Source organism: Paenibacillus terrae (assembly GCF_000943545.1).
Taxonomy (GTDB): Bacteria; Bacillota; Bacilli; order Paenibacillales; family Paenibacillaceae; genus Paenibacillus; species Paenibacillus terrae_A.
In genome coordinates this window covers 25,826-46,587 of the sequence record NZ_JTHP01000007.1, presented here as the reverse complement: position 1 = coordinate 46,587, position 20,762 = coordinate 25,826, and the positions used below count along the sequence as shown (strand labels likewise).

The 20,762-nt window shown below is 49.8% G+C and carries 19 protein-coding genes; 18 read left to right on the top strand and 1 reads right to left on the bottom strand.

What is annotated here, in order from left to right; translation table 11 throughout:
- Positions 1-45 precede the first annotated feature (45 nt).
- Together QD47_RS05760 and QD47_RS05755 are read left to right on the top strand one after the other, a co-directional pair.
- A complete protein-coding gene (locus QD47_RS05760) occupies positions 46-2,334 on the top strand; it encodes a PD-(D/E)XK nuclease family protein (RefSeq protein WP_044645215.1) in 2,289 nt (762 codons plus the stop codon).
- 310 nt (positions 2,335-2,644) lie between these two features.
- Entirely contained in the window at positions 2,645-2,827 is a 183-nt protein-coding gene (locus QD47_RS05755) for a hypothetical protein (RefSeq protein ID WP_044645214.1), read from the top strand.
- A gap of 55 nt (positions 2,828-2,882) precedes the next feature.
- Here the strand turns inward: QD47_RS05755 and QD47_RS05750 are convergent, their stop codons facing one another.
- Positions 2,883-3,251: a helix-turn-helix domain-containing protein gene (locus QD47_RS05750; protein WP_044645213.1), complete on the bottom strand. Its 369-nt coding sequence runs from the start codon at positions 3,249-3,251 to the stop codon at positions 2,883-2,885.
- Between the two features lie 310 nt (positions 3,252-3,561).
- Between QD47_RS05750 and QD47_RS05745 the strand changes: the two genes are divergently transcribed.
- The 16 genes from QD47_RS05745 (at position 3,562) to QD47_RS05670 (ending at position 20,756) form a co-directional block, all read left to right on the top strand.
- Complete coding sequence (locus tag QD47_RS05745; RefSeq protein WP_044645212.1) at positions 3,562-4,311, top strand: YveK family protein; 750 nt, start codon at positions 3,562-3,564, stop codon at positions 4,309-4,311.
- Positions 4,292-4,978 carry a CpsD/CapB family tyrosine-protein kinase gene (locus QD47_RS05740; RefSeq protein WP_044645211.1) on the top strand — a complete coding sequence of 229 codons (687 nt, stop codon included), beginning with the start codon at positions 4,292-4,294 and terminating at the stop codon, positions 4,976-4,978. Before QD47_RS05745 ends, QD47_RS05740 begins: the two co-directional genes overlap by 20 nt.
- 86 nt (positions 4,979-5,064) lie before the next feature.
- On the top strand, positions 5,065-5,763 hold the full coding sequence (locus tag QD47_RS05735; RefSeq protein ID WP_044645210.1) for a sugar transferase: 699 nt from the start codon (positions 5,065-5,067) through the stop codon (positions 5,761-5,763).
- A gap of 31 nt (positions 5,764-5,794) precedes the next feature.
- Positions 5,795-6,733 (top strand): GDP-L-fucose synthase, encoded by a 939-nt coding sequence (gene fcl, locus QD47_RS05730; RefSeq protein ID WP_044645209.1) that lies wholly within the window; start codon positions 5,795-5,797, stop codon positions 6,731-6,733.
- A gap of 20 nt (positions 6,734-6,753) precedes the next feature.
- Positions 6,754-7,743 (top strand): GDP-mannose 4,6-dehydratase, encoded by a 990-nt coding sequence (gene gmd / locus QD47_RS05725; protein ID WP_044645208.1) that lies wholly within the window; start codon positions 6,754-6,756, stop codon positions 7,741-7,743.
- Positions 7,744-7,866: 123 nt separating this feature from the next.
- The gene (locus tag QD47_RS05720) at positions 7,867-9,210 is read left to right on the top strand and encodes a flippase (RefSeq protein ID WP_044645207.1); all 1,344 of its coding nucleotides are present in this window, start codon (positions 7,867-7,869) and stop codon (positions 9,208-9,210) included.
- Positions 9,197-10,465 carry a hypothetical protein gene (locus tag QD47_RS05715; protein WP_044645206.1) on the top strand — a complete coding sequence of 423 codons (1,269 nt, stop codon included), beginning with the start codon at positions 9,197-9,199 and terminating at the stop codon, positions 10,463-10,465. Before QD47_RS05720 ends, QD47_RS05715 begins: the two co-directional genes overlap by 14 nt.
- A 746-nt stretch (positions 10,466-11,211) precedes the next feature.
- Positions 11,212-12,450, top strand: coding sequence for a glycosyltransferase family 4 protein (locus QD47_RS05710; RefSeq protein ID WP_044645205.1), 1,239 nt, complete (start codon positions 11,212-11,214; stop codon positions 12,448-12,450).
- Between the two features lie 155 nt (positions 12,451-12,605).
- Entirely contained in the window at positions 12,606-13,811 is a 1,206-nt protein-coding gene (locus QD47_RS05705; protein ID WP_152643772.1) for a glycosyltransferase family 4 protein, read from the top strand.
- Positions 13,789-14,598, top strand: a complete 810-nt coding sequence (locus tag QD47_RS05700) for a WecB/TagA/CpsF family glycosyltransferase (protein WP_044645204.1) — start codon at positions 13,789-13,791, stop codon at positions 14,596-14,598. The genes QD47_RS05705 and QD47_RS05700 overlap by 23 nt, the downstream gene beginning before the upstream one ends.
- A gap of 51 nt (positions 14,599-14,649) precedes the next feature.
- Positions 14,650-15,990 carry a UDP-glucose dehydrogenase family protein gene (locus tag QD47_RS05695; RefSeq protein ID WP_044645203.1) on the top strand — a complete coding sequence of 447 codons (1,341 nt, stop codon included), beginning with the start codon at positions 14,650-14,652 and terminating at the stop codon, positions 15,988-15,990.
- A 14-nt stretch (positions 15,991-16,004) separates the two neighbouring features.
- Positions 16,005-16,982 (top strand): LCP family glycopolymer transferase, encoded by a 978-nt coding sequence (locus QD47_RS05690; protein ID WP_044645202.1) that lies wholly within the window; start codon positions 16,005-16,007, stop codon positions 16,980-16,982.
- A 127-nt stretch (positions 16,983-17,109) separates the two neighbouring features.
- A complete protein-coding gene (locus QD47_RS05685) occupies positions 17,110-17,601 on the top strand; it encodes a hypothetical protein (RefSeq protein ID WP_044645201.1) in 492 nt (163 codons plus the stop codon).
- Positions 17,602-17,710: 109 nt separating this feature from the next.
- Entirely contained in the window at positions 17,711-18,631 is a 921-nt protein-coding gene (locus QD47_RS05680; protein WP_044645200.1) for an ABC transporter ATP-binding protein, read from the top strand.
- Positions 18,624-19,406 (top strand): ABC transporter permease, encoded by a 783-nt coding sequence (locus QD47_RS05675; protein WP_044645199.1) that lies wholly within the window; start codon positions 18,624-18,626, stop codon positions 19,404-19,406. The genes QD47_RS05680 and QD47_RS05675 overlap by 8 nt, the downstream gene beginning before the upstream one ends.
- Before the next feature lie 264 nt (positions 19,407-19,670).
- Positions 19,671-20,756 carry an AI-2E family transporter gene (locus QD47_RS05670; protein ID WP_044645198.1) on the top strand — a complete coding sequence of 362 codons (1,086 nt, stop codon included), beginning with the start codon at positions 19,671-19,673 and terminating at the stop codon, positions 20,754-20,756.
- The last annotated feature ends 6 nt before the right edge of the window (positions 20,757-20,762 follow it).

Sequence of the window (20,762 nt, the reverse complement as noted above, 5' to 3'; positions counted from 1 at the left end):
TACTCTTTCCCCGCCAAAAATTTTGAGGAGAGAGGGTGGAGCACAATGATGAAAAAATGGTTGACCCAAAGGTATATAGTAGTATTGGCCGGGTTACTGGGGGTCGCAGCTATAGCGATGATCGCCTGGTTTATTCATACGCCTCCAAAGAGTGAAGAACTTCAGACGGATAAAGTAGCGGCGGCCAGTCCGATATGGAAGCTCGGTCAGCGGGATGACTCTTCAGCAGAATTTAAAGGTGTGGTCGGTAAGGACAATGTCAATATTTCGGTGGCCTCCACCGAGTCGTCTGCTAAAGGAGCTTCATCAGCGATGTCCATAGCAGGAAGTACAACGGCTCCGGTATTGTTCAGCAGTGGAGATATTCCTCCCGGTCTAAATGCGTCCACGAATCCTGAGCTGTCACTTCAGTACAAGCTGGATCAGGTTCCTCCGAACGGGATGATATTCCGTGTACGGATTTTGGATGCGGGCAAAGCCGTTCCTCAAATGGCTGTATTTTCAAATCATCAGCTGTCCGGTATCATTCAGATTGCCGGGGTTGCCGGTACAGGCAGTGCATATAATTTCAAAAGCAATTACGAGCTATATATACCTAAAGAGCAATTGCAAAGCGGTGTTAACGTACTCAAGCTAAAGACAGCGCGCTGCCTATACTGCTCCTCTGCTGAAGATAAAAATGTGTGGTGGACTTGGGATGACTTGAGCTTGGAGACGTTAGCCTCACCTGCGACCGAGCCGATACACGGTAAATATATACTGACCGGAACGAATGTCAATAATAAAGAATTTTATTATGATGAGGGTGCAGTTAAACATCTACCATATGTTCTCAAATGGCTGGGAATTGCGTATAGCGGCAATGTCATGAGAGTCACTTGTGCCAGTAATGTAAACAAGGCCTGCACAGACGTGGGAGATTACTACCAAACGTTGAAGCAGTATAATATGCAATCGTCAGCTTTGTATTTATATACAGGCGATATCAAGCTGCAAAAAGACGGCTCCCTGCCGGAGACGGCCAAGCAGAAATTGCGTGATTATGTAAAAAAATATGGTTCATACCTGCAATATTATGAAGTGGATAATGAACCGGGATTGTTTAACCGCTCGAAAGCGGTCAATCTGGCCGTGGCCAAGTGGCTGAATACGGAAGGTAAGCAATTGGCGCCACATCTCAAAACGGTAGCGCCGGGCTGGGCCTACTGGCCGACGTATTCAACCAAGGCATGCAAAAACCAAACCGGAGGTACGCTCAAATGCGGCGATCCGGATGGATGGGAGCGGGACCCGGCACAACGTAAGCAACTGGAGGATGTCACTGACCTGACCAATGGACATGCCTATGGCGAATCGTATAACGAAGAGGGCGGAGGCAGCTTTGTTCAAAATCTGAAAACGTTCGGCGGTTCAAGTAACGGGCTGGAAAAGAAGATGCTGAATACGGAGTTTGGTACGAACGATACGCATCGGGACAACCCTGAGTACGGGGCCAGTCAGCCACAAGCAGCTGCGTTCGACCGGATTATGCGTTCGCAGATCGGTTTTGCCGATATGTTTATCCAGCATGCTGCTTTTTATAAGGACTACACGCTGTTTAAAACCGGCTTTGACCTGCAAAATCACAATCCGGCGAATACGGAAATTTATCCGTTCGGACAAGGGCAGGACAGCCGTGTAAACATCATGAGACGCTTGAGTCTGGCTTATGCCACACACGGGAAACCATTGACTTATATGGTACTGAATCCGGAGGAAACAAAGGATAAGATGGTCTATGTCCGTGCAGTGGATACCTCCAAACTGAAACCGCTGGCTGGCAGTAGCGCCACCTCGGACAAATTGCTGGTGAATCTGGTGAACTTCGAATCCACAGCACAGACGATCCGCGTACGGGTGACGATGCCGAAGGCAGGTTTGTACACGGGTGAGCGCTTCGGAGCCGGGTCTACCTACAGCCAGGCACGGCGTTCCCTATCAGGACTTAATGCTTCGCCTAATCTCGATTTTGAAGAAAAGCTGGGACCTGGCGAGTCGGTGCAATACATTCTGGAATTGAAAAGTACAGATCAGACTGCAGCTTCGGCCCCTACAGAGGTGAAGGCCGCCTCTGTTCAGGAAGGCGCGGTAAAGATCAATTGGCTTCAGGCAGAAGGTGTATCCGCCTATGATGTACTGCGTGCGGACGGGACAAACGGGGCGTATCAGGTGATTGCCTCGGAAGTAGTGGGAAGCACGTATACGGACCACACGGTGAAAGCCGGAAGTCACTACGCTTACAAAGTCCGAGCGACTGGGGGCACCCAAGTGTCCCCAGCGGCCGAGGTCGCTTAATCAGGACAGATACAGAGTAGGACCAGCGTCGAAGAATACCTTACATGCAACCGAAAATAGAATGCCAAAGAACCTATCAGGAGAAAGTAGGACCTGACAGGTTCTTTTTTATCTGTAAAAGGTTCTGATTTGGAAGTTCATTGCGTATATTTCAGAAGAAAATCCGAAAATCCTTTAATTTTCTCGCCATAAGACGACAACATTACAGGTATGTATTCATATATAATAGTTTTGCTCATAACTATACATACATGGTTTGTGGGGATTCTCTTTCCGGTGACCAAGAATGATAAAGTGAGGTAAGTGCCGAATGAACAAGGAGACTGAATCAGGGATGGACAACCCTCTTCTACGAAACAACGAACGGAAAGTAGACAAACCTGTCGTCCACTTGGACATCCGGGATATTTTGCTTCAATGCGGCATCAGGATGCCGCATTGTCTACAGAGCGAAGCTGACGGAACCAAGGACCGAAAGGATAAGAGCTTGTAAAATACCGGTTGCCGGCACTGCTTAAAATTAGGAGTGAACCGGCTCCCACCCTTCTTTATTCCATCATTCGTTCCATGCGGACAAACGCGATAAAACGCTTGGCTTCTTCCTCAGACAAAGTTCGTCCATCAATGGTCAAATTAAAACGTTGCAGGATATCTTCATCGGACAGCTCCAACTGGTCCACAAATTCCCTCACAGCTGAATCCAAAATTGCTGCTGGATGGCTAGTGCGTCCTACCAAGTAATCAATGGATACCCCGAAAATGTCTGCAAGCTTGGTCAGTATCTCAAAATCTGGCTTGCGCCGGTTTTTTTCATAGTGAGAAAGAGCCGCCCGCGTAATTCCGAGGGATTGCGCTAGTTCCTCTTGTTTTAATCCCTTATATTCCCGTAATTCAGCGATGCGGGTGCCATAATTCATCTGATATTCCTCCTGAATGCAAGGTTGAGAAAGAAAAAAAAGCAATTTTACGCTTGACAAGATACGTTTTGTATCATAAATTAGTTATGTAAGATACATAACGTATCTATATTTTATAGTTTTAACCATATGTTATCGTTCATATACCCTGGGAGGCCACCGATGGTTTAGCACTTGTGCTTATTCGCTGGCTAGACCCTCTATGCGCTATTATACAACATTTTACTATAGATTATATGGTCATGCTATGCAGAGGATCAGTACAAGCGTCATTGCATCGAAAACAAGTCAATCAGAGAGGACTGGTCTTGTGCAGCTGAAAGAGTACATTCGTATGATCCGAAAAAGAATATGGTTGATTAGCGGTATCGTATTGTTGGTATGTGCTGTGGTGGGCGTGAAAAATGTATATTTTACCCCTCAGATTTATGAAGCGACAGCGAAGCTTATTATCAACCAGACGCCAAGGCCGGATCGTGCGGGTGTCGTCGATTACAGTGTCGTTCAAACGAATATAGCCTTAACGAACTCCTATAAGCAAATTATGATGTCCTCGGCAATTATGGACCAGGTGGTCGCCAGCTTCCCCGATCTCAAGGTCACTCCGTCAGTTCTGACGCAAAAATTAAGAGTAAACACCGCAGGTGATTCACAGGTCATGGATTTAACAATCCGTGATTTATCGTATACGAAGGCTGTCAAAACCGTAAATGCGATAGCCAAAGTATTCAAACGACAAATTCCCTCTATCATGAAAATGGACAACGTCACGATTCTAAGCGAAGCCAGTCTGACTGAACCGGCTGTTCCTGTGAACAGTAATCCCGCTATACAGATGCTTATTGCTTTTTCCGCCTCCTTGTTGCTGGGTATAGGCTTGGCGTTTTTGCTGGAAGTGCTGGACGATACCTTTAAAAATGAAGAGGACGTTGAAAAAGAACTCAGCCTGCCTACCCTGTCCCTGATTACGAAAATGAAAAAAGAAGACAAACGCTCCGACGGTTCAGCTACAACTCCCAAACAGGTAGGTGAAGGACAATATGCCGCGACTAATCAATAACCAGCTCGTCACATCCCTGCATGCCCAATCTCCTGTTTCGGAGGAGTACCGTATGCTTCGCACGAACATCCAGTTTTCTTCTATAGATGAGCCGATTGAGGTTATGATGGTCGCATCAGCTCAGGCGGGTGAAGGCAGGACGGTCACGATTAGCAATTTGGCTGTAACGTATGCGCAAGAGGGGAAAAAGGTGCTGGTTATGGACATGGATTTGCGCTGCTCTTCCTTGCACCACATGTTCGGCTTGCGTAATCATACGGGTCTGACGCGGGTCCTGGCCAACCAGCAGCCATGGCAGGAAGTGGTTCAGGAAACCGGGATCGATCATCTGTATGCCATTACAGCCGGACCGACTCCGCCGAATCCGTCCGAAATGCTCAGCTCTCGCAGAATGAACGCTCTATTGGCTGAGCTGAAGGAGCATTATGATGTGATTTTAATGGATACGCCGCCATTGCTGTCCTTTCCGGATGGCTTCATTATAAGCGCTATGTGTGACGGAGTGATTTTGGTGGTGCAGGCAGGAAAGGTCAAAAAGGATCTCGTTAAGAAAGCAAAGGCAAATTTGGAAAGAGTAAAGGCACGTATTTTGGGCGTGGTGCTCAACAACGTGAAACGATCAAATACTCGTGCCGAACGCGGCATGGAGGAACGCAACCTGACATGAACAGAAAGGAAGGAAATGAGAGTTAATAAAATTCTTTTAACAATGAATAAATAATACTTATCAATCGGAAACTGAGGTGATGAGCAGTGTCTTCTTCCCACTCGAACGAGGCCGAAGCTTTGAGTACATCAGTGGAAGTGTATTCGGCCGCTCATGGGCTTGAACGCCGGCAAGGATTGAGCGTATATCCGTTCGTGAAGCGAAGTATGGACATCGTGCTGTCGTTCATTGGATTAATCGTGCTGTGCCCGGTATTTCTGCTCGTGATTTTGCTGATTAAGCTGGAGGACCCGAGAGGAAGCGCGTTATTTTATCAAGTTCGTATTGGTAAAAATGAACGGCCGTTTCGCATGATTAAATTTCGTTCCATGGTGTCCGATGCCGAGGACAGATTGTCCACGCTGCTGCTGGAAAATGAAATCGAAGGTGCAATGTTCAAAATGCGGGATGATCCACGCATCACCCGAATTGGGCGCTTTCTCCGCAGAACGAGTATTGACGAGCTACCGCAACTGCTGAATGTACTGCGTGGGCAGATGAGTCTGGTAGGGCCCAGACCCCCGCTACCCAGAGAAGTCGATGATTATACGGTAAGGGATAAGCTGCGTCTGACGGTTACGCCAGGCTGTACCGGCCTATGGCAGGTCAGCGGTCGTAATCATCTGAGCTTTAACCAGATGGTAGAGCTGGATCTGGAATACATATCCAGACGCAGTTTACGCACGGATATTATCATCATGCTGAAAACGTTCCGGGTGCTATTGGGCTCCAACGATGCATTTTAAATTCACTCCAACAGGAAGGGTAGGGGAAAGCATGGATCTTCATTCCAACATATATGTAGCAGGGCACAACGGACTGGTGGGTTCCGCCATTGTTCGGGCATTGAGCAAAGCAGGCTACCGTAACCTGGTCACCCGCACAAGCAGCGAGCTGGATCTGCGCAACAAGGAGGCTGTAGACCGCTTTTTCGAAACTGAGTCGGTGGACTATGTATTTTTGGCAGCAGCCAAGGTTGGTGGGATTCTGGCGAACAACGATTACCCGGCCGATTTTATCCGTGACAATCTGCTCATCCAGACGAATGTGATAGATGCGGCATACCGGACGAATATAAGCAAGCTGCTATTCCTTGGGTCCACCTGTATTTATCCCAAATTTGCCCCGCAGCCGTTGCGGGAGGAATATCTGCTCACAGGTGAGCTGGAGCCTACGAATGAAGCCTATGCTATCGCTAAAATCGCCGGGATTAAAATGTGCCAGTCCTACAACCGTCAATATGGAACCCGTTTTATTTCGGTGATGCCTACGAATTTGTACGGTCCGGGCGACAATTTTGATCTTCAGACCTCTCATGTGCTGCCTGCGCTCATCCGCAAGTTTCACGAAGCCAAGCTGAATCAGTCCCCGACAGTCGAAGTATGGGGCTCCGGCACACCACGCCGTGAATTTCTTCATTCGGATGATTTGGCGGAAGCCTGTCTGTTCCTGATGAATAGCTATGAGGGAAATGAGATTGTGAACATCGGCGTTGGGGAGGATATTTCCATCCGGGAGCTGGCTGAACGGGTGAAGGAAGTCGTCGGTTATGAGGGGGAAATTACCTTTAACACGTCCGCTCCCGATGGCACACCGCGCAAGCTGGTGGATGTGTCCCGAATTTCCGGGCTGGGCTGGTCGGCGCGCATTTCACTGGAAGAGGGATTAAGGTCTGTGTATCAGGCATTTCAAGGTCTGGATATGGTTGAACAATAAAAAACGGTGGAGGAATAGGAATGAAAAAAGCGCTGATCACAGGGATTACCGGACAGGACGGATCTTATCTGGCCGAGTTGCTGCTGTCCAAAGATTATGAGGTGTACGGGGTACGCAGACGCACCAGTACGCCGAACTTTGAAAATGTGGCACATATCCAGAATGACATTCATTGGCTTTCCGGCGATATGACCGATCTGGCTTCGCTCATCGAAGCCGTGCGTCAGTCTGACCCGGATGAGGTCTATAACCTGGCTGCCCAATCCTTCGTCGCGGCCTCATGGCCGCAGCCCTTAGCTACCGGGCAGATTACAGCGCTATCCGTCACCAATATGCTGGAGGCGGTACGGATTGCCAAGCCGGACACGCGCTTTTATCAGGCGTCGAGCAGTGAGATGTTCGGCAAAGTGTTGGAGACGCCGCAGACAGAAACGACCCCATTTTACCCGCGCAGCCCTTACGGTGTCGCCAAAGTGTACGGTCATTGGATCACGGTGAACTACCGCGAGAGCTTTGATATGTTTGCATGCTCCGGCATTTTGTTCAATCATGAATCGCCCCGCCGTGGGCTGGAGTTTGTAACACGCAAAGTGACGGACGCTGTAGCCCGTATCAAGCTGGGTTTGCAGCAGGAGCTGCGCATGGGGAATCTGGATTCGCTGCGGGACTGGGGTTTTGCGGGGGATTACGTTAAGGCAATGTGGATGATGCTCCAGCAGGATCAACCGGATGATTACGTCATTTCTACGGGAGAAATGCATTCCGTCCGCGAACTGCTGCAAATCGCCTTTTCCCATGTAGGTCTGGACTATGAGGATTATGTCGTCATTGATCCTCAGTTCGTCCGTCCGGCAGAGGTGGATCTACTGCTCGGCGATTGCGCCAAAGCAAAGGAAAAGCTGGGCTGGCGAGTGGAAGTAGGCTTCGAACAGCTCATTCATATGATGGTGGATACAGACTTGGAGCGGGTAAAAAGGCAGGCTGCGGTCGAAGCTTCCGTCGTCGTGTAAGACATGGAGGGACCGCCCGCCTGGCCGGGAGGTCTCTTCGCTGTACATTATTGTAGTCGCATCGGCAGAACAGCATGCTATGGAGCCGTGCGAAAGGTCATTTTTCAAGATGGAGTAGAGCTTATGACATTAGTCAAAAATCGCGCCAAATCGCGCAGAAGTCTGCTGGCGAATACGTCTTGGCTGTTCGGCGACAAAATGATCCGCATGGTGTTTGGGCTGGCGGTCAGCATTATCATGGCGAGAGTGCTCGGACCGGAGGAACTGGGGAAATGGAATTATGCGGAATCTTTTTTCGGGATGTTCCTGATCTTCACGACGCTTGGTTTTGATTCTATATTGGTGCGCGATCTCGTCAAGGACCCCAAGGATGAGCAGGAGTTATTGGGTACGGCGATTCTGCTGAAGCTGGCGGGTACTTTGGTAGCCATTGTCTTGTCATGCTCCTTCATTTCGCTGCTCAGACCGGAGGATAGTTCCGTACGGTTGATCAATCTGATTCTGGCGACGGCCTCGGTGTTTCAGTTGTTCGATATCATCGACTACTGGTTTCGGGCGCAGATGTTGTCCAAATACACGGTCATTGCCAAGAACACAGCCTTTGTCCTCAGCTCCACCGTTAAAATCATTTTATTGTTGTCCGGTGTCCCCATCTGGGTGGTGGCGCTGTGCGCTCATGGCGAGTTTCTGCTCGGAAGTCTGATTCTGCTGTATTTCTTCCGTAAGGAAGGACGGCGTATGCACAAGTGGACGTTCAGCCTAACCACAGCACGACGAATTATGAATCACAGTTGGCCGCTTATTTTGTCATCCTCCGCTGTATATGTACAGGCACGGATCGATCAGGTCATTATCGGCGAGATGCTGGGAGATGCGGCGGTGGGGCAATATTCTGTTGCGCTCCGTCTTATTGAAGTGCTGGGCTTCATTCCGGTCGTTCTTACCACAGCATATGCCCCGGTGGTGACCCGTTCCAAGATGAAAGGGAGCGACGAATACAGACAAACGTTGTCCAACGTGTACCGACTGATGTTTATTTGCTTTCTGGTGACCTCGATACCGTTATTTTTTCTGTCCCAATGGGTGGTGGTCGTGCTGTATGGGCGGGAATTTACCGAGGCTGGTTCGTTGCTGTCGCTGTTTGCGATTCGTCTGTTTTTTACCAATTTCAGTGTTGCCAAAAGCTTGTTTATCACGAATGAAAATTTGTTCAAATATACGCTGCTGACCTCGATCGTGGGTGCGGTCACGAATGTGGCTTTAAATTATGCGCTTATCCCGTTGCTTGGTGTTCGAGGCTCGCTGGTGGCGACCATCTTGTCTTTTACGATATCTGTATTTCTATTAGATTTGCTGTTTAAGGAAGTCAAAGCCAATTTGGGCTGGATGATGAAGTCGATCCTGACCTTCTGGCGTGTTCACATTACAGTACCGAAAGTTGGAGAGAACAATCATGATACCCATTAAACCGTTTGTTCAGCATGAGGGACAATGTCCGCATTGTGGAGGTAAGGTAAGGGGCGGAGAGGTGCTGTGGCAGGGAATTCATGTATGTGTCAGCACTTGGTGTGAGGGCTGTGGACGTGAATATATCGAGGATATGCGGGTCGGGCATGCGACGTATTCACCCTATCGGGTAGAAATGCCTAACTATACACTAACCGGAGATGCGAAATCGAGAAAATGGCTCGGAGAGCCCTTGCGGCAATCGTTGCTGAGTCCTTCCTATGATTTGGCGGTCGGCATGACCGTGCATACAATGAAACCCTTTAAGCGCGTCATCATCGTCAATACGATTGATTATTTGTATGGTCACGCCTTGCTCAAGCTGCTGAATGTACAACGAGAATATGAACAATCGCCGGAACTGGGCATCGTCGTTATTGTGCAAAAATCGCTGGAGTGGATGGTTCCCGCATGTGTGGCTGAAATCTGGACAGTCGATGTGCCGTTCAGCAAGGCCCGCAACTTTTATCCGGTGCTGCATCATCGGATGATAGAGGAACTGGTACGTTTTGATGAGGTCTATGTCAGTCCGGCGTATTCACACCCTAGTCAGTTCGATATTGAGCAGTTTACGGGCATCCCCCGTTATGAGGAGGGGCGTGAGTCGGAGCCGCGCATTACCTTCGTATGGAGGGAAGACCGCTTGTGGAGCGGCAGCCATCATATCGCACGGGCAGTGCAGAAATTTCCGCAGCTCAAACGTTGGCTTAAACCGCTGATTTATCATCAGCGCCGCAAAATCATCCGGTTGTTCCGCAGGATGCAGGAATCCTTTCCGGATTACCGTTTTACGGTTGCTGGATTGGGTCGCACCGGGAGCTTCCCGGCATGGATTACGGACGAACGTGTCGCACGCTTCGACCGGGAAAGTGAGCTGCGGGTATGCGAGGTGTATGCAGCCAGCCGATTAGTGATCGGCATTCACGGCTCCAATATGCTGCTGCCCTCCGCACATGCCGGCATGACGATTGACTTAATGCCAAAGGATCGTTGGGGCAACTACGCGCAGGATATTTTATTTCATGAAACGGACCATCGGCTTACGGCTTATAAATACCGTTTTGTCCCGATGGAGTCGAGTGTGACATTGGTGGCGGATATGGCGGCTGCCCAGCTTAAAGGAGCAGACCATTTTAATATGCAGATGACGGAAGAAAAGCAGAGGCAGAGGGAAATTTCAGTTTGGAGGGGGGAGGCCGCTTCGGGACGGATTTGATCTTCCGATCGCTGTTGACGTGGGATTCCTTGATTAAATAAGCCCTGTAAGAGGGCGGAATCCCTCGTCAAAGGCGAACGCTGCCGCTTCTCCAGATTCAAATCCTACCCTCCGCTTGCTACCCGCCGCCAAAAAGAATTTCCCCTGCCATAGGGTGGGGGAAGGTAAAACTGCATGGCAATAGCTGCGCCCTATCGCCGCGAACTTCACGCCGGGCACGCATTCCAGCGATAACTACCCGTGGGCTAGGGCGCGATGGCGGAGTACTGTGTTGGCTTTGATGCTGGAGTGCTGTGCTGCCAGCATTAACTCAGACTGGCAACGGCTTGCCGTAATCAAGTCAGGCAGGTAACAGTCATCATAGCACTCGCCCAGCAGTTCCTATCCTTCAAAGCCGTCAAGCTGTTCTTATCGGCAAATAACGTATTCAAGTAGCTCTTATCTCCATATCGTGCTGGGCGTGCATCCGACCGCGTAACCCGCGTAGCGGGGCACTTCATGCCCTGAGTTCCCTTTTTTTAAATTAGGGTGACTTTATGGACACGGTGGTCAGCAGCGAAGCGGTCCATTTGAATCTGAAGAAGCGCTAGCGTTCGCCTTTGCAGTGGGATTCTTACCTTGGAATGTTTTATATCATCCAAGAATCCCACTGCAACAGCGATCGGAAGATCAAATGGAGTGCGTAGCGGTCTCTAAACCCTCCGCGCCCCATAACTCACCCAATATGAAATGGCAGGAGCCTAATGATGATTCAAAAAATATTGTATCTTCGCAATTTTGCCAGCAAGGTGAACGGGGCCTCATACAATTTGCAGGAAGTCGGCTTGGGTAAAGCACTCGTTCGGAAAGGCTTCGATTGCGACATTGTCTACTACAACGACCACAAGGAAACCCATCTGGAGCAGGTATACCGTCACGAAGGCTGCACATTGCGCATCATCTGGCTCCACGGGTTTAAGTTCCTGAGCAACAGCATCTACAGGGATGTCCTCAATCATTCGTTTTTGGCTGCTTATGATTGGGTCATTTCCACAGAATACAACCAGATCATGACTTATCTGCTTTCCCGCAAATGTCCCGAAAAGCTGGTGCTGTATCATGGCCCGTACCGCGATAACACATATGCGCTGATCCGAAGATTGTACGATACCCTGCTACTGCCGAAGGTGACAAAGTCTTTACGCTGTACCTTTGTCAAATCTGATCTTGCCAAGCGCTATCTGGAGGATAAAGGCTTTCACAACGTCGTCACCCTTGGGGTTGGACTGGACCGCAGCAAAGTGGAGGGAAAGTTCAACAATGACAACAATGACAACAGCGGCAACGACAAAAGCGAAGGCCGGGAGAAAAATCCTGAGGTCGCGGATGAGCTGAGGCGGCTCGGGGATCGTCCGGTGCTACTGTATGTCGGCGTGCTGGAGGAGCGGAGAAATATACGTTTTATGCTAGGCGTGTTCAAAAAGGTACTTCAAAAGCATCCCAGTTGCCTTTTGTTAATGGTCGGGGATGGACGTAAAGCGGATACGGATCGCTATTGGGCCTATGCCCATGAGCTTGGGCTGACGGACAGTATTTTGCATTTTCCAAAAGTGGAGCAGCGGCATCTGTGGCAGATTTATGGAGCGGCGGATGTGATGCTGTTCCCGACTCATTACGATATTTTCGGTATGGTGCTGCTGGAAAGTATGCTGTTTCGCGTCCCGATTATCTCTTCGGTAAATGGCGGTTCGGTTACCTTGATCGAGGACGGGGTGAGCGGAGTGATCCTGAGAAGCTTTTCAGAGGAGGAATGGGTGAGTCGAGTCTCTGAATTGTTGGACAATGCTGAGCTGCGACAAAGTATGGCGGAGCAGGCGTTTCTTACAGTCGAGCGTATGTCGTGGGATCGTATTGCAGAGGAAATGCTAAGCCACTCACGGATACAACCGATGCAGCCTATGCACCATCCTATGCAATCCGGGCAGGAAAGAGGGACAGCCACGTGAGCAAACAAATCAGCATACAGACGAGGTCCCCAGTGCGCGAACAAGCTTCAAGTCTGATCCATCCTCATATTCAGGGAGAGGCACCTCAGCCTGAAAACTCATCACCAGTGGATACTGCCAACCCTGTCCAGCGACGTGAATATAACCAAAAAACGGTGGGCAAGGTGCTGGTCATCCACAACTTTTATCAGCAAAGCGGGGGAGAAGACAAGGTTGTTGAGCAGGAATTGGCTATGCTGCGCTCCAGGGGGATAGAGACAGAGCACTATTATGTGCATAACGACAGCATCCAAAGCAAAGGGCTGATTAACATGGCAAAGCTGGCAGTGGAGGCGGCATGGTCCCTGCCAGAGTTTAAAAGAATCAAAAAGCTGCTTCTGCGGGTGAAGCCGGATGTGGTGCATGTGCATAACTTTTTTCCGGTTATTTCGCCTTCCGTCTATCATGCCTGTGAACGATTAGGGATTCCGGTCGTCCAGACGCTGCATAATTACAGGCTGATTTGTCCGGCGGCGACCTTTATGCGAGGGAATGAGGTTTGTGAAAAATGCCTGCACGGCACCTTGCTGCATTCCATCCGCCACGGGTGCTACCGGGACTCACAGCTACAGACGATTCCGGTGGCGGCGATGATCAAGTTCAACGATCTGATCGGCACATGGCAGCACAAAGTAAGTCGATATATTGCGCTAACCGAGTTTGCGCGGGAGAAATTTGCTGAAAGTGGCATTCCACCGGATCGTATCGCGGTGAAGCCAAATTTCATCCAACGTAAAGAGGTGGAAGCCGTGTATGACCCGGATGATCGTTACTTGTTGTTTGTGGGGCGGATCTCTGCTGAAAAAGGGGTGCGTAATCTGCTGCAAGCCTGGATACAGGTGGAAGATCGGGGCGACTTGAGACTGGTCATCATCGGGGATGGCCCGGAAAAGGCTGAACTGGCTGCCGCATATCCGCAGGAGGACATCCGTTTTCTCGGCAAGCAGGATGGAGACACGGTGCTGGATTGCATGAGCCGGGCCATGTATGTCATGGTTCCTTCCATTTGGTATGAAGGTTTTCCCATGACCATCGTAGAGTCCTATTCCGTGGGAACCCCGGTGTTGTGCAGCCGGATCGGGGCGCTGGAGGAAGTGGTGGAGGATGGAGTAACCGGGTTCCATTTTCAACATGATGATATGGAACATATAAGTGCCGTAATCCGTCGTGCGACAGCCTATGAAAACTATCCAGCCATGAGACAGAAGGTATCGGAAATATATGCTGCACGCTACACGGAAGAAGTGAATTACGAGCAACTGATGGCCATATACAACGAGGCGATAGAGGAGCGTGCTTATGAAGCAACTGCCCCAGTATAGAGTCGGAAGGATTGCGGACGCAGATATTGCGGCGCTTACGTTTCAGGAAACAGTACACACGGTGGAGCAGTGGGCCGTCGGGCGCAAGGACAGCTATGTATGTATCTGCAACACACATTCCATTGTTACAGCCGGAAATCAATCCGAGTTCCATGAAGCACTTGCGCGTGCAGATTTGTGTACCCCGGATGGTATGCCGCTGGTATGGGCGCTCAAGCTGTACGGATTTGAGTGTCAGGACCGGGTGGACGGCCCCAGTCTGATGCTCAAGCTGTGCGAACGCGCGCCGCAGACAGGATTAAGTATCTATTTTTACGGCAGCACGCCGGATACGCTGGACAGCTTGAAGGAAAGGGTGGAGCAGGACTACCCAGGAATCCGCATCGTGGGTGGCTTTTCACCGCCATTTCGGGAGCTTCGGCCGGATGAGGAGGAGCAGATTATTCATGACATTAATGCGTCAGGCGCGCATATCATCTTCGTCAGCTTGGGCTGTCCGAAGCAGGAAATATGGATGTATCGTAACAAAGACCGCATCCGTGGCGTGATGATTGGTGTAGGAGCGGCCTTTGACTATATCACCGGAAAGGTTCGCAGACCGCCGCTAATGATACAAAGGCTGGGGCTGGAGTGGCTGTACCGCCTGATCAGCGAGCCAAAACGGTTATGGAAGAGATACGCCTATAACAATCCGGTGTATGTATACCGATTTCTCAAATCCTATCGGCGGAACAAACGGCTTACGCTCCATCATAATCGGCATGCAGGGAGAGGCGTAGAGAAGTGAAGCTGGTGTAAGCGTAATGTAGCGAGACAGCATGTAAAAGGGGGAGCTACTTTGAAGCTATGTGTAATTGGTGCGGGGTATGTCGGACTGGTATCGGGAGTCTGTTTTGCCGCGCTCGGGAATACGGTCGTCTGTGTCGACCAGAATGAGGACAAAATTAGTCAGCTTCATGAAGGGAAAGTACCGATTTATGAGCCGGGCTTAAAAGGCTTGATCCAGGATAATGTCGAGCAGGGACGCCTGACCTTTACAACAGATACCGCATCTGCGGTAGAGGGAGCGGAGATTGTTATTTTGGCAGTGGGTACACCTTCGTTGCCGGGCGGGGAAGCGAACCTGTCCTATATTGAAGGAGCCGCACGCGAGGTGGCAGACGCCATGAATGGCTACAAAGTGATTGTCACCAAAAGCACGGTGCCTGTCGGAACCAATGATCGTATTCACAGCCTGATCGCGAGCCGCACGAGCTACTCTTTTGGTGTGGCTTCGGTTCCTGAATTTTTACGCGAAGGCTCGGCGGTAGCAGATACGCTCCAGCCGGACCGCATCGTGATCGGGGCATCCGACCCTCATGTCGCCGCTGTGCTGTGTACGCTGCATGAGCCGCTGACGACAAATATATTGACCACAGATATCCGTTCGGCAGAGATGATCAAGTACGCGTCGAACGCTTTTTTGGCGACTAAAATTTCGTTTATTAATGAGATTGCGAATATTTGTGAAAAAGTGGGCGCAGACGTTACGCGTGTGGCACACGGCATGGGGCTGGATCAGCGGATCGGTTCCTCTTTTTTGTCCGCAGGCATCGGCTATGGCGGCTCTTGTTTCCCCAAGGATACACAGGCATTGATCCAAATTGCGGGCAATGTGGATTATGAATTCAAGCTGCTGAAATCGGTGGTGGAAGTGAATCAGGGGCAGCGCTTTAATGTGTTACGCAAGCTGGAAGAAGCGCTGGGTGATCTGGAAGGAGCCACGATTGGCATATGGGGGCTGGCGTTCAAGCCGAATACAGATGATGTAAGAGATGCTCCAGCGCTGGATATTATGCAGTCGCTTCTGGAAGCGGGGGCGCAAATACGTGCATATGACCCGGTCGCCACCGCCAACTTCCGCAGATTGCTGGACAGCTCGGAAGTGACATGGGCCGATAGCGCACGAGAAGCGGCAGAAGGATGCGACGCGCTGTGTCTGCTGACGGAGTGGGAGGAATTTGGTGAGGTGGGGCTGGGTGAGCTAAACGAGCTTATGAAGTATCCCATTATGATCGACGGACGCAATGTGTACAGTGAGGAGCAGATCAGACAGTCCGCTTTTGCATACTATTCTGTCGGCAGGCCGCAGATGAACAATATGGATATGGTTCGTCAACGGTCTGTAATGAACCCGTAAAGGGGAGACTCTGTATGAAACGATGGCTGAAAATGACATTAGGGGCCGCTGCATTATTGATAGTAGGTGCTGGTGCTTACACCGCTTATGTATATCATTCGGTTCAAACGGCGGCAAATGCCATGTACCATCCGCGGAGTATCGTGCAGCCCGCTGTGATTTCTACCCTTGCAGCAGGCGGAGGGGGACGCCCGGCAGTAACAAGCAACGAATCGGGTACACCCAATCCGGCGGCCATATCCCAATTCAAGCCGTTCACCGTACTTGTGTTGGGGGTGGACCAGCGTCCCCATGATCGGGGGCGCTCGGATACGATGATCGTCCTGTCCGTTAATCCCGCCGAAGGCACTGTATTGATGTTCAACATCCCGCGCGATACGCGAACAGAACTGATCGGCAGAGGACGTGAGGACAAAATCAATCATGCCTTTGCCTTCGGCGGCGTGGACATGTCGATCCGTACGGTAGAGCATTTCTTGAATCATCCGATGGATTACTATGTGCAAATGAACATGGAAGGGTTTGCGAAAATGGTTGACCTTTTGGGGGGAGTCGCGGTTAACAATCCGCTCGATTTTCAATATGAGGGCCATCATTTTGCGCAGGGCAGCTTGAAGCTGAACGGGACTGAGGCGTTGTCCTATGCGCGGATGCGTTTTGATGATCCGCGTGGGGACCTCGGGAGAAATGCCCGCCAGCGGGAGCTGCTCAAGCAAATTGTCGCACAGGCGATCAGCAAGGAAGGACTGCTAAAGGTAAAACCGATATTGCAGGCAGCGGGGGAGCAGATCCGCACGGATATTACCTTTGATGATATGACGACCTTCCTGACCCGGATCGGCCCGTCTCTACGGCAGACGGATATGGTTGAGTTGAAGGGCCATGGAACCAAAATCAACGGAGTGTATTATTACATCGTGGATGATCAGGAACGCCAGCGTATCCGTGGACTGATGGAGAAGCATTTGCTTACCACAGCGATATCACCTTAGGCTTGTCTAATGCAATCGGGTGGCTTGTAAGGAGGTCACCCCACCCGTTATTCTCTTCTAAACCAGGCTTGTCCCACATACATCTGTAGTATCCAGTAGAATGTGCAACTGAGGGGAGGAGCGATTTGTGCTGTTCAAAAGAAGGGCGGCTTCCGCGTTTGTCCGCAAGCTGCTGTATTTTGCATTGATATGTGGACTGTTATGGCTACTGTGGCTGGGTCTGGGCGGGGTGATGTCTACGGGTGAGGGCGATCAGGCGTTAGAAGCGCTGAATGAGTTCTATATGATGGAGCAAGCAGGTAATTTCGGAGACTCCTGGGAACTTTTTCATTCACAAATGAAGAAGAGATTTGAAAAATCCACGTATGTACAGCAGCGTGCGCATGTGTTTATGCAGGATATGGGGACAGATACGTTCACGTTCGAGCTGAGCGAGCCGCAGGCTGAATATGATATTCGCACAGAGCAGAGTGGAGACGAGTTGGGAAAGGCGTATCGCATTACGGTTACCCAGCATTACAAGACTCGGTTCGGCACTTTTGATATCGTACAGCCTTGTTATGTGACGCAGGAAGGTGAAGAGTGGCGGGTGCTCTGGATATATAAGCATAAGGAATAGATAGGACGCGGTGTTTCTAACAGGTTAAATATGGTACAATACTTCCAAAACCGGAAATGAACAGCAAAATAGAATAGAGCTTCACTCCGGATGGAAGGAGTTTCATAGCATGCAGAAAGCGACAGGACAGCTTCCCGTCATACGTATGGAGGGTGTGAGTAAAATCATTTCCTCAAAAGCGATTGTGGACGATCTGACGCTGGAGGTTCCAGCGGGGCAGGTATTTGGTTTCCTCGGACCGAACGGTGCGGGAAAAACAACCACCATTCGTATGATGGTTGGCCTGATTTCGATCAGCAAGGGCGATATCCATATTTGTGGAGACAGCATCAAAACCGATTTTGAAAAGGCGGTTTCCCACGTCGGTGCGATTGTTGAGAACCCGGAAATGTACAAGTTTCTGACCGGCTATCAAAATTTGCAGCATTTTGCGAGAATGTCACCAGGGGTTACCAAGGAGCGCATAGATGAGGCGATCCGTTTGGTAGGACTCGGAAACCGGATTCACGATAAAGTCAAAACCTACTCGCTCGGAATGCGGCAGAGACTCGGGGTAGCACAGGCGATCTTGCATCGGCCGAAGCTGCTCGTGCTGGACGAGCCGACCAACGGATTAGACCCGCAGGGTATCCGCGAACTGCGGGATTATTTGCGACAGTTGAGCCGGAGCGAGGGAATTACAGTATTTGTATCGAGTCATTTGTTGTCCGAAATGGAACTGATGTGCGACCGTGTCGCCATTATCCAAAGCGGACGGCTGATTGACATCAAGCAACTGAAGAGCACAGGTGAAGAAGCCCAGACGGCGGAAATTGCTTTTGAAGTGAATGATCCCCAGCAAGCCTATGCGCTTGCCGGAGCAGGGCGCGTCGAAGGCAACCAACTGCTGCTGCATCTGGAGCGGGAGCAGATAGCAGACATGAACAGCCTTCTGGCTGCAAATGGAGTCAAGGTATATGCGATTCGTCCGGTGGCCCGTACGTTGGAAGATCAATTCTTGGAAGTGACGGGAGGCGGGTCCATTGGCTGACTTCTTCAAGCTGGTACATAACGAAAATCTTAAAATTTACTTGCGTGTACGGACGTGGATTATGCTAGGGCTGCTGGCGGTCATCACGGCTGTGATTCCGATGCTGATTGCCCTGGTTTCCGATCAGGTCAGCGTGTGGGATGGTATCGTGTTGACGGCGATGTTTACATTTTTCCTCAATACGACGTTTACGGTCATTATAGCGGCTGATTCGGTGGCGGGTGAATTTACATGGGGAACCATCAAGCTGCTGCTTATCCGCCCTTGGACCCGCAGTAAAATTCTTTTGTCCAAATATATATCGGTCATCCTGTTCAGTTTGCTTGGAACGTTCATTTTAATAGCGATGGTTACGCTGTCCTCTTGGCTGATGTTATCCAAAGATACGCCAGCCGGTTCGATTCCGCCGTTCAGTGATCCGATTTCTTATGTAACACTGAACTTCTTGTACAGCTATATCGCTCTATTCGTGACCATCGCCTTTGCTTTTATGCTGTCCGCTGTTTTTCGTTCCAGCGCCTTGGCGATTGGCCTGTCTTTGTTCATGATGTTCACCAAAACAATCTATAATTCAATCGGTTTGTTTAGTACAGATCGTTATGAATGGACCAAATACGTGCTGTTTACGCATATGGACCTGAAAAAATATCTCGAAATGCCGCCGGGCACGGTAAGTTCTGGTTTGGCCTTCTCGCTCACCGTGCTGGCCACCTATTATGTAGTTTTTATCGCAATTGCCTGGGTAGTTTTTGTAAAACGGGATGTTTCAACCTAAACCCGATCCTCTGGTTCGATCTGATTTTTATAACACGAGGATTTTACAATATTCTGAAAGCAGCAAAAAAGGACGTGTTAAATGGCTATCCATCCATTTGCACGTCCTTTTTGCGCTGTTTTGGAGCTGTATCTATACAATTACCACTACAGATTCTGCGTGCCGGGGTATATTGCAACTTATTTTCAGCAAGAATCAATCAATAGGGTCGTTTTGCGTTTAAAGAGGTAGAGAGAAACAGATCAGAAGGGGGTGCTGCATGATATGCTGCCCAATAATCGTTTTTTTCGCCTGACTACAGGTATTGTCATGCTCTTGCTCATCATTTACTTGGGCACCAAAGTAAGTTTTATATTCAGCCCCATCGTATCTCTGGTCAGCTTGCTGGTTGTACCGTTGATGCTGTCCTTTTTTTTCTACTATTTATTGAGGCCAGTGGTAGATTTGATGGAACGAAGAAAAATCAAGCGTCCCGTCTCCATTTTGCTGATTTATCTGGTCATTGCCGCGCTGCTGTTTATTTTCTCATGGGGTGTATGGCCTACATTGCGTGATCAGGTAACGAATTTATTTGAAAATGCGCCGAAGCTCATTAGCAGTCTTGTTGATCAATTGAGCCAATGGCGGCATAATCAATCCTTGAGACAAGTGTTGCCTCCGGGGGAAGATCCGCTGTCACGACTGTCGGATACGTTGAATGAGGCTTTTTCAGCTCTGTCCGATTATTCGGTTAAGCTGGTATCGTTCGTATCCTACTTTTTTATCGTCTTGGCTACCTTTCCGATTTTGCTCTATTACATGCTGAAGGAGGGGAGCAAGTTTGGTCCCAAAATGCTAAACTTCTTTCCTAAAAAATATCACAAGGACGCGCTGGAGGTCATGGAGGATATCGACAGTGCGCTCAGCAGCTTTATCGTGAGTCGGGTGCTGATAAATGTCGCGCTGGGTATTATGATGTTCCTTGGCTTTCTAATTATCGGTCTGCCTTACGCCTTGCTGCTCGCGGTCATTTCGGTTTTTCTTAATTTTATCCCCTACGTGGGGGCTGTGGCGGCTTCCATACCCGTCGTCATTATCGGGTTTCTTGAATCACCTTCCATGGCGATCTGGTCGCTGGTCGTCGTGATCGCTGCCCAGCAAATTCAGGACAATTGGTTGTCACCTGTTGTGTTTGGCAAGCAACTGGATATTCATCCGCTGACTGTCGTCATACTGTTATTGGTCGGTGGTGACTTGCTCGGCATTTTGGGTATCGTTTTGGTTATTCCGCTTTACATGTGCGCTAAAATAGTGATACGCAAGGTGTATCATTTATTTTTGGAACACAGGGTAGAGGATATGATGGAATGAATGAAG

Coding starts and splice junctions, on each gene's coding strand:
- QD47_RS05740 (WP_044645211.1), top strand. CDS start 4,292: ATGCCGCGACTAATCAATAACCAGCTCGTCACATCCCTGCATGCCCAA.
- gmd (WP_044645208.1), top strand. CDS start 6,754: ATGAAAAAAGCGCTGATCACAGGGATTACCGGACAGGACGGATCTTAT.
- QD47_RS05760 (WP_044645215.1), top strand. CDS start 46: ATGATGAAAAAATGGTTGACCCAAAGGTATATAGTAGTATTGGCCGGG.
- fcl (WP_044645209.1), top strand. CDS start 5,795: ATGGATCTTCATTCCAACATATATGTAGCAGGGCACAACGGACTGGTG.
- QD47_RS05750 (WP_044645213.1), bottom strand. CDS start 3,251: ATGAATTATGGCACCCGCATCGCTGAATTACGGGAATATAAGGGATTA.
- QD47_RS05690 (WP_044645202.1), top strand. CDS start 16,005: ATGAAACGATGGCTGAAAATGACATTAGGGGCCGCTGCATTATTGATA.
- QD47_RS05715 (WP_044645206.1), top strand. CDS start 9,197: ATGATACCCATTAAACCGTTTGTTCAGCATGAGGGACAATGTCCGCAT.
- QD47_RS05710 (WP_044645205.1), top strand. CDS start 11,212: ATGATTCAAAAAATATTGTATCTTCGCAATTTTGCCAGCAAGGTGAAC.
- QD47_RS05720 (WP_044645207.1), top strand. CDS start 7,867: ATGACATTAGTCAAAAATCGCGCCAAATCGCGCAGAAGTCTGCTGGCG.
- QD47_RS05755 (WP_044645214.1), top strand. CDS start 2,645: ATGAACAAGGAGACTGAATCAGGGATGGACAACCCTCTTCTACGAAAC.
- QD47_RS05680 (WP_044645200.1), top strand. CDS start 17,711: ATGCAGAAAGCGACAGGACAGCTTCCCGTCATACGTATGGAGGGTGTG.
- QD47_RS05670 (WP_044645198.1), top strand. CDS start 19,671: ATGCTGCCCAATAATCGTTTTTTTCGCCTGACTACAGGTATTGTCATG.
- QD47_RS05700 (WP_044645204.1), top strand. CDS start 13,789: ATGAAGCAACTGCCCCAGTATAGAGTCGGAAGGATTGCGGACGCAGAT.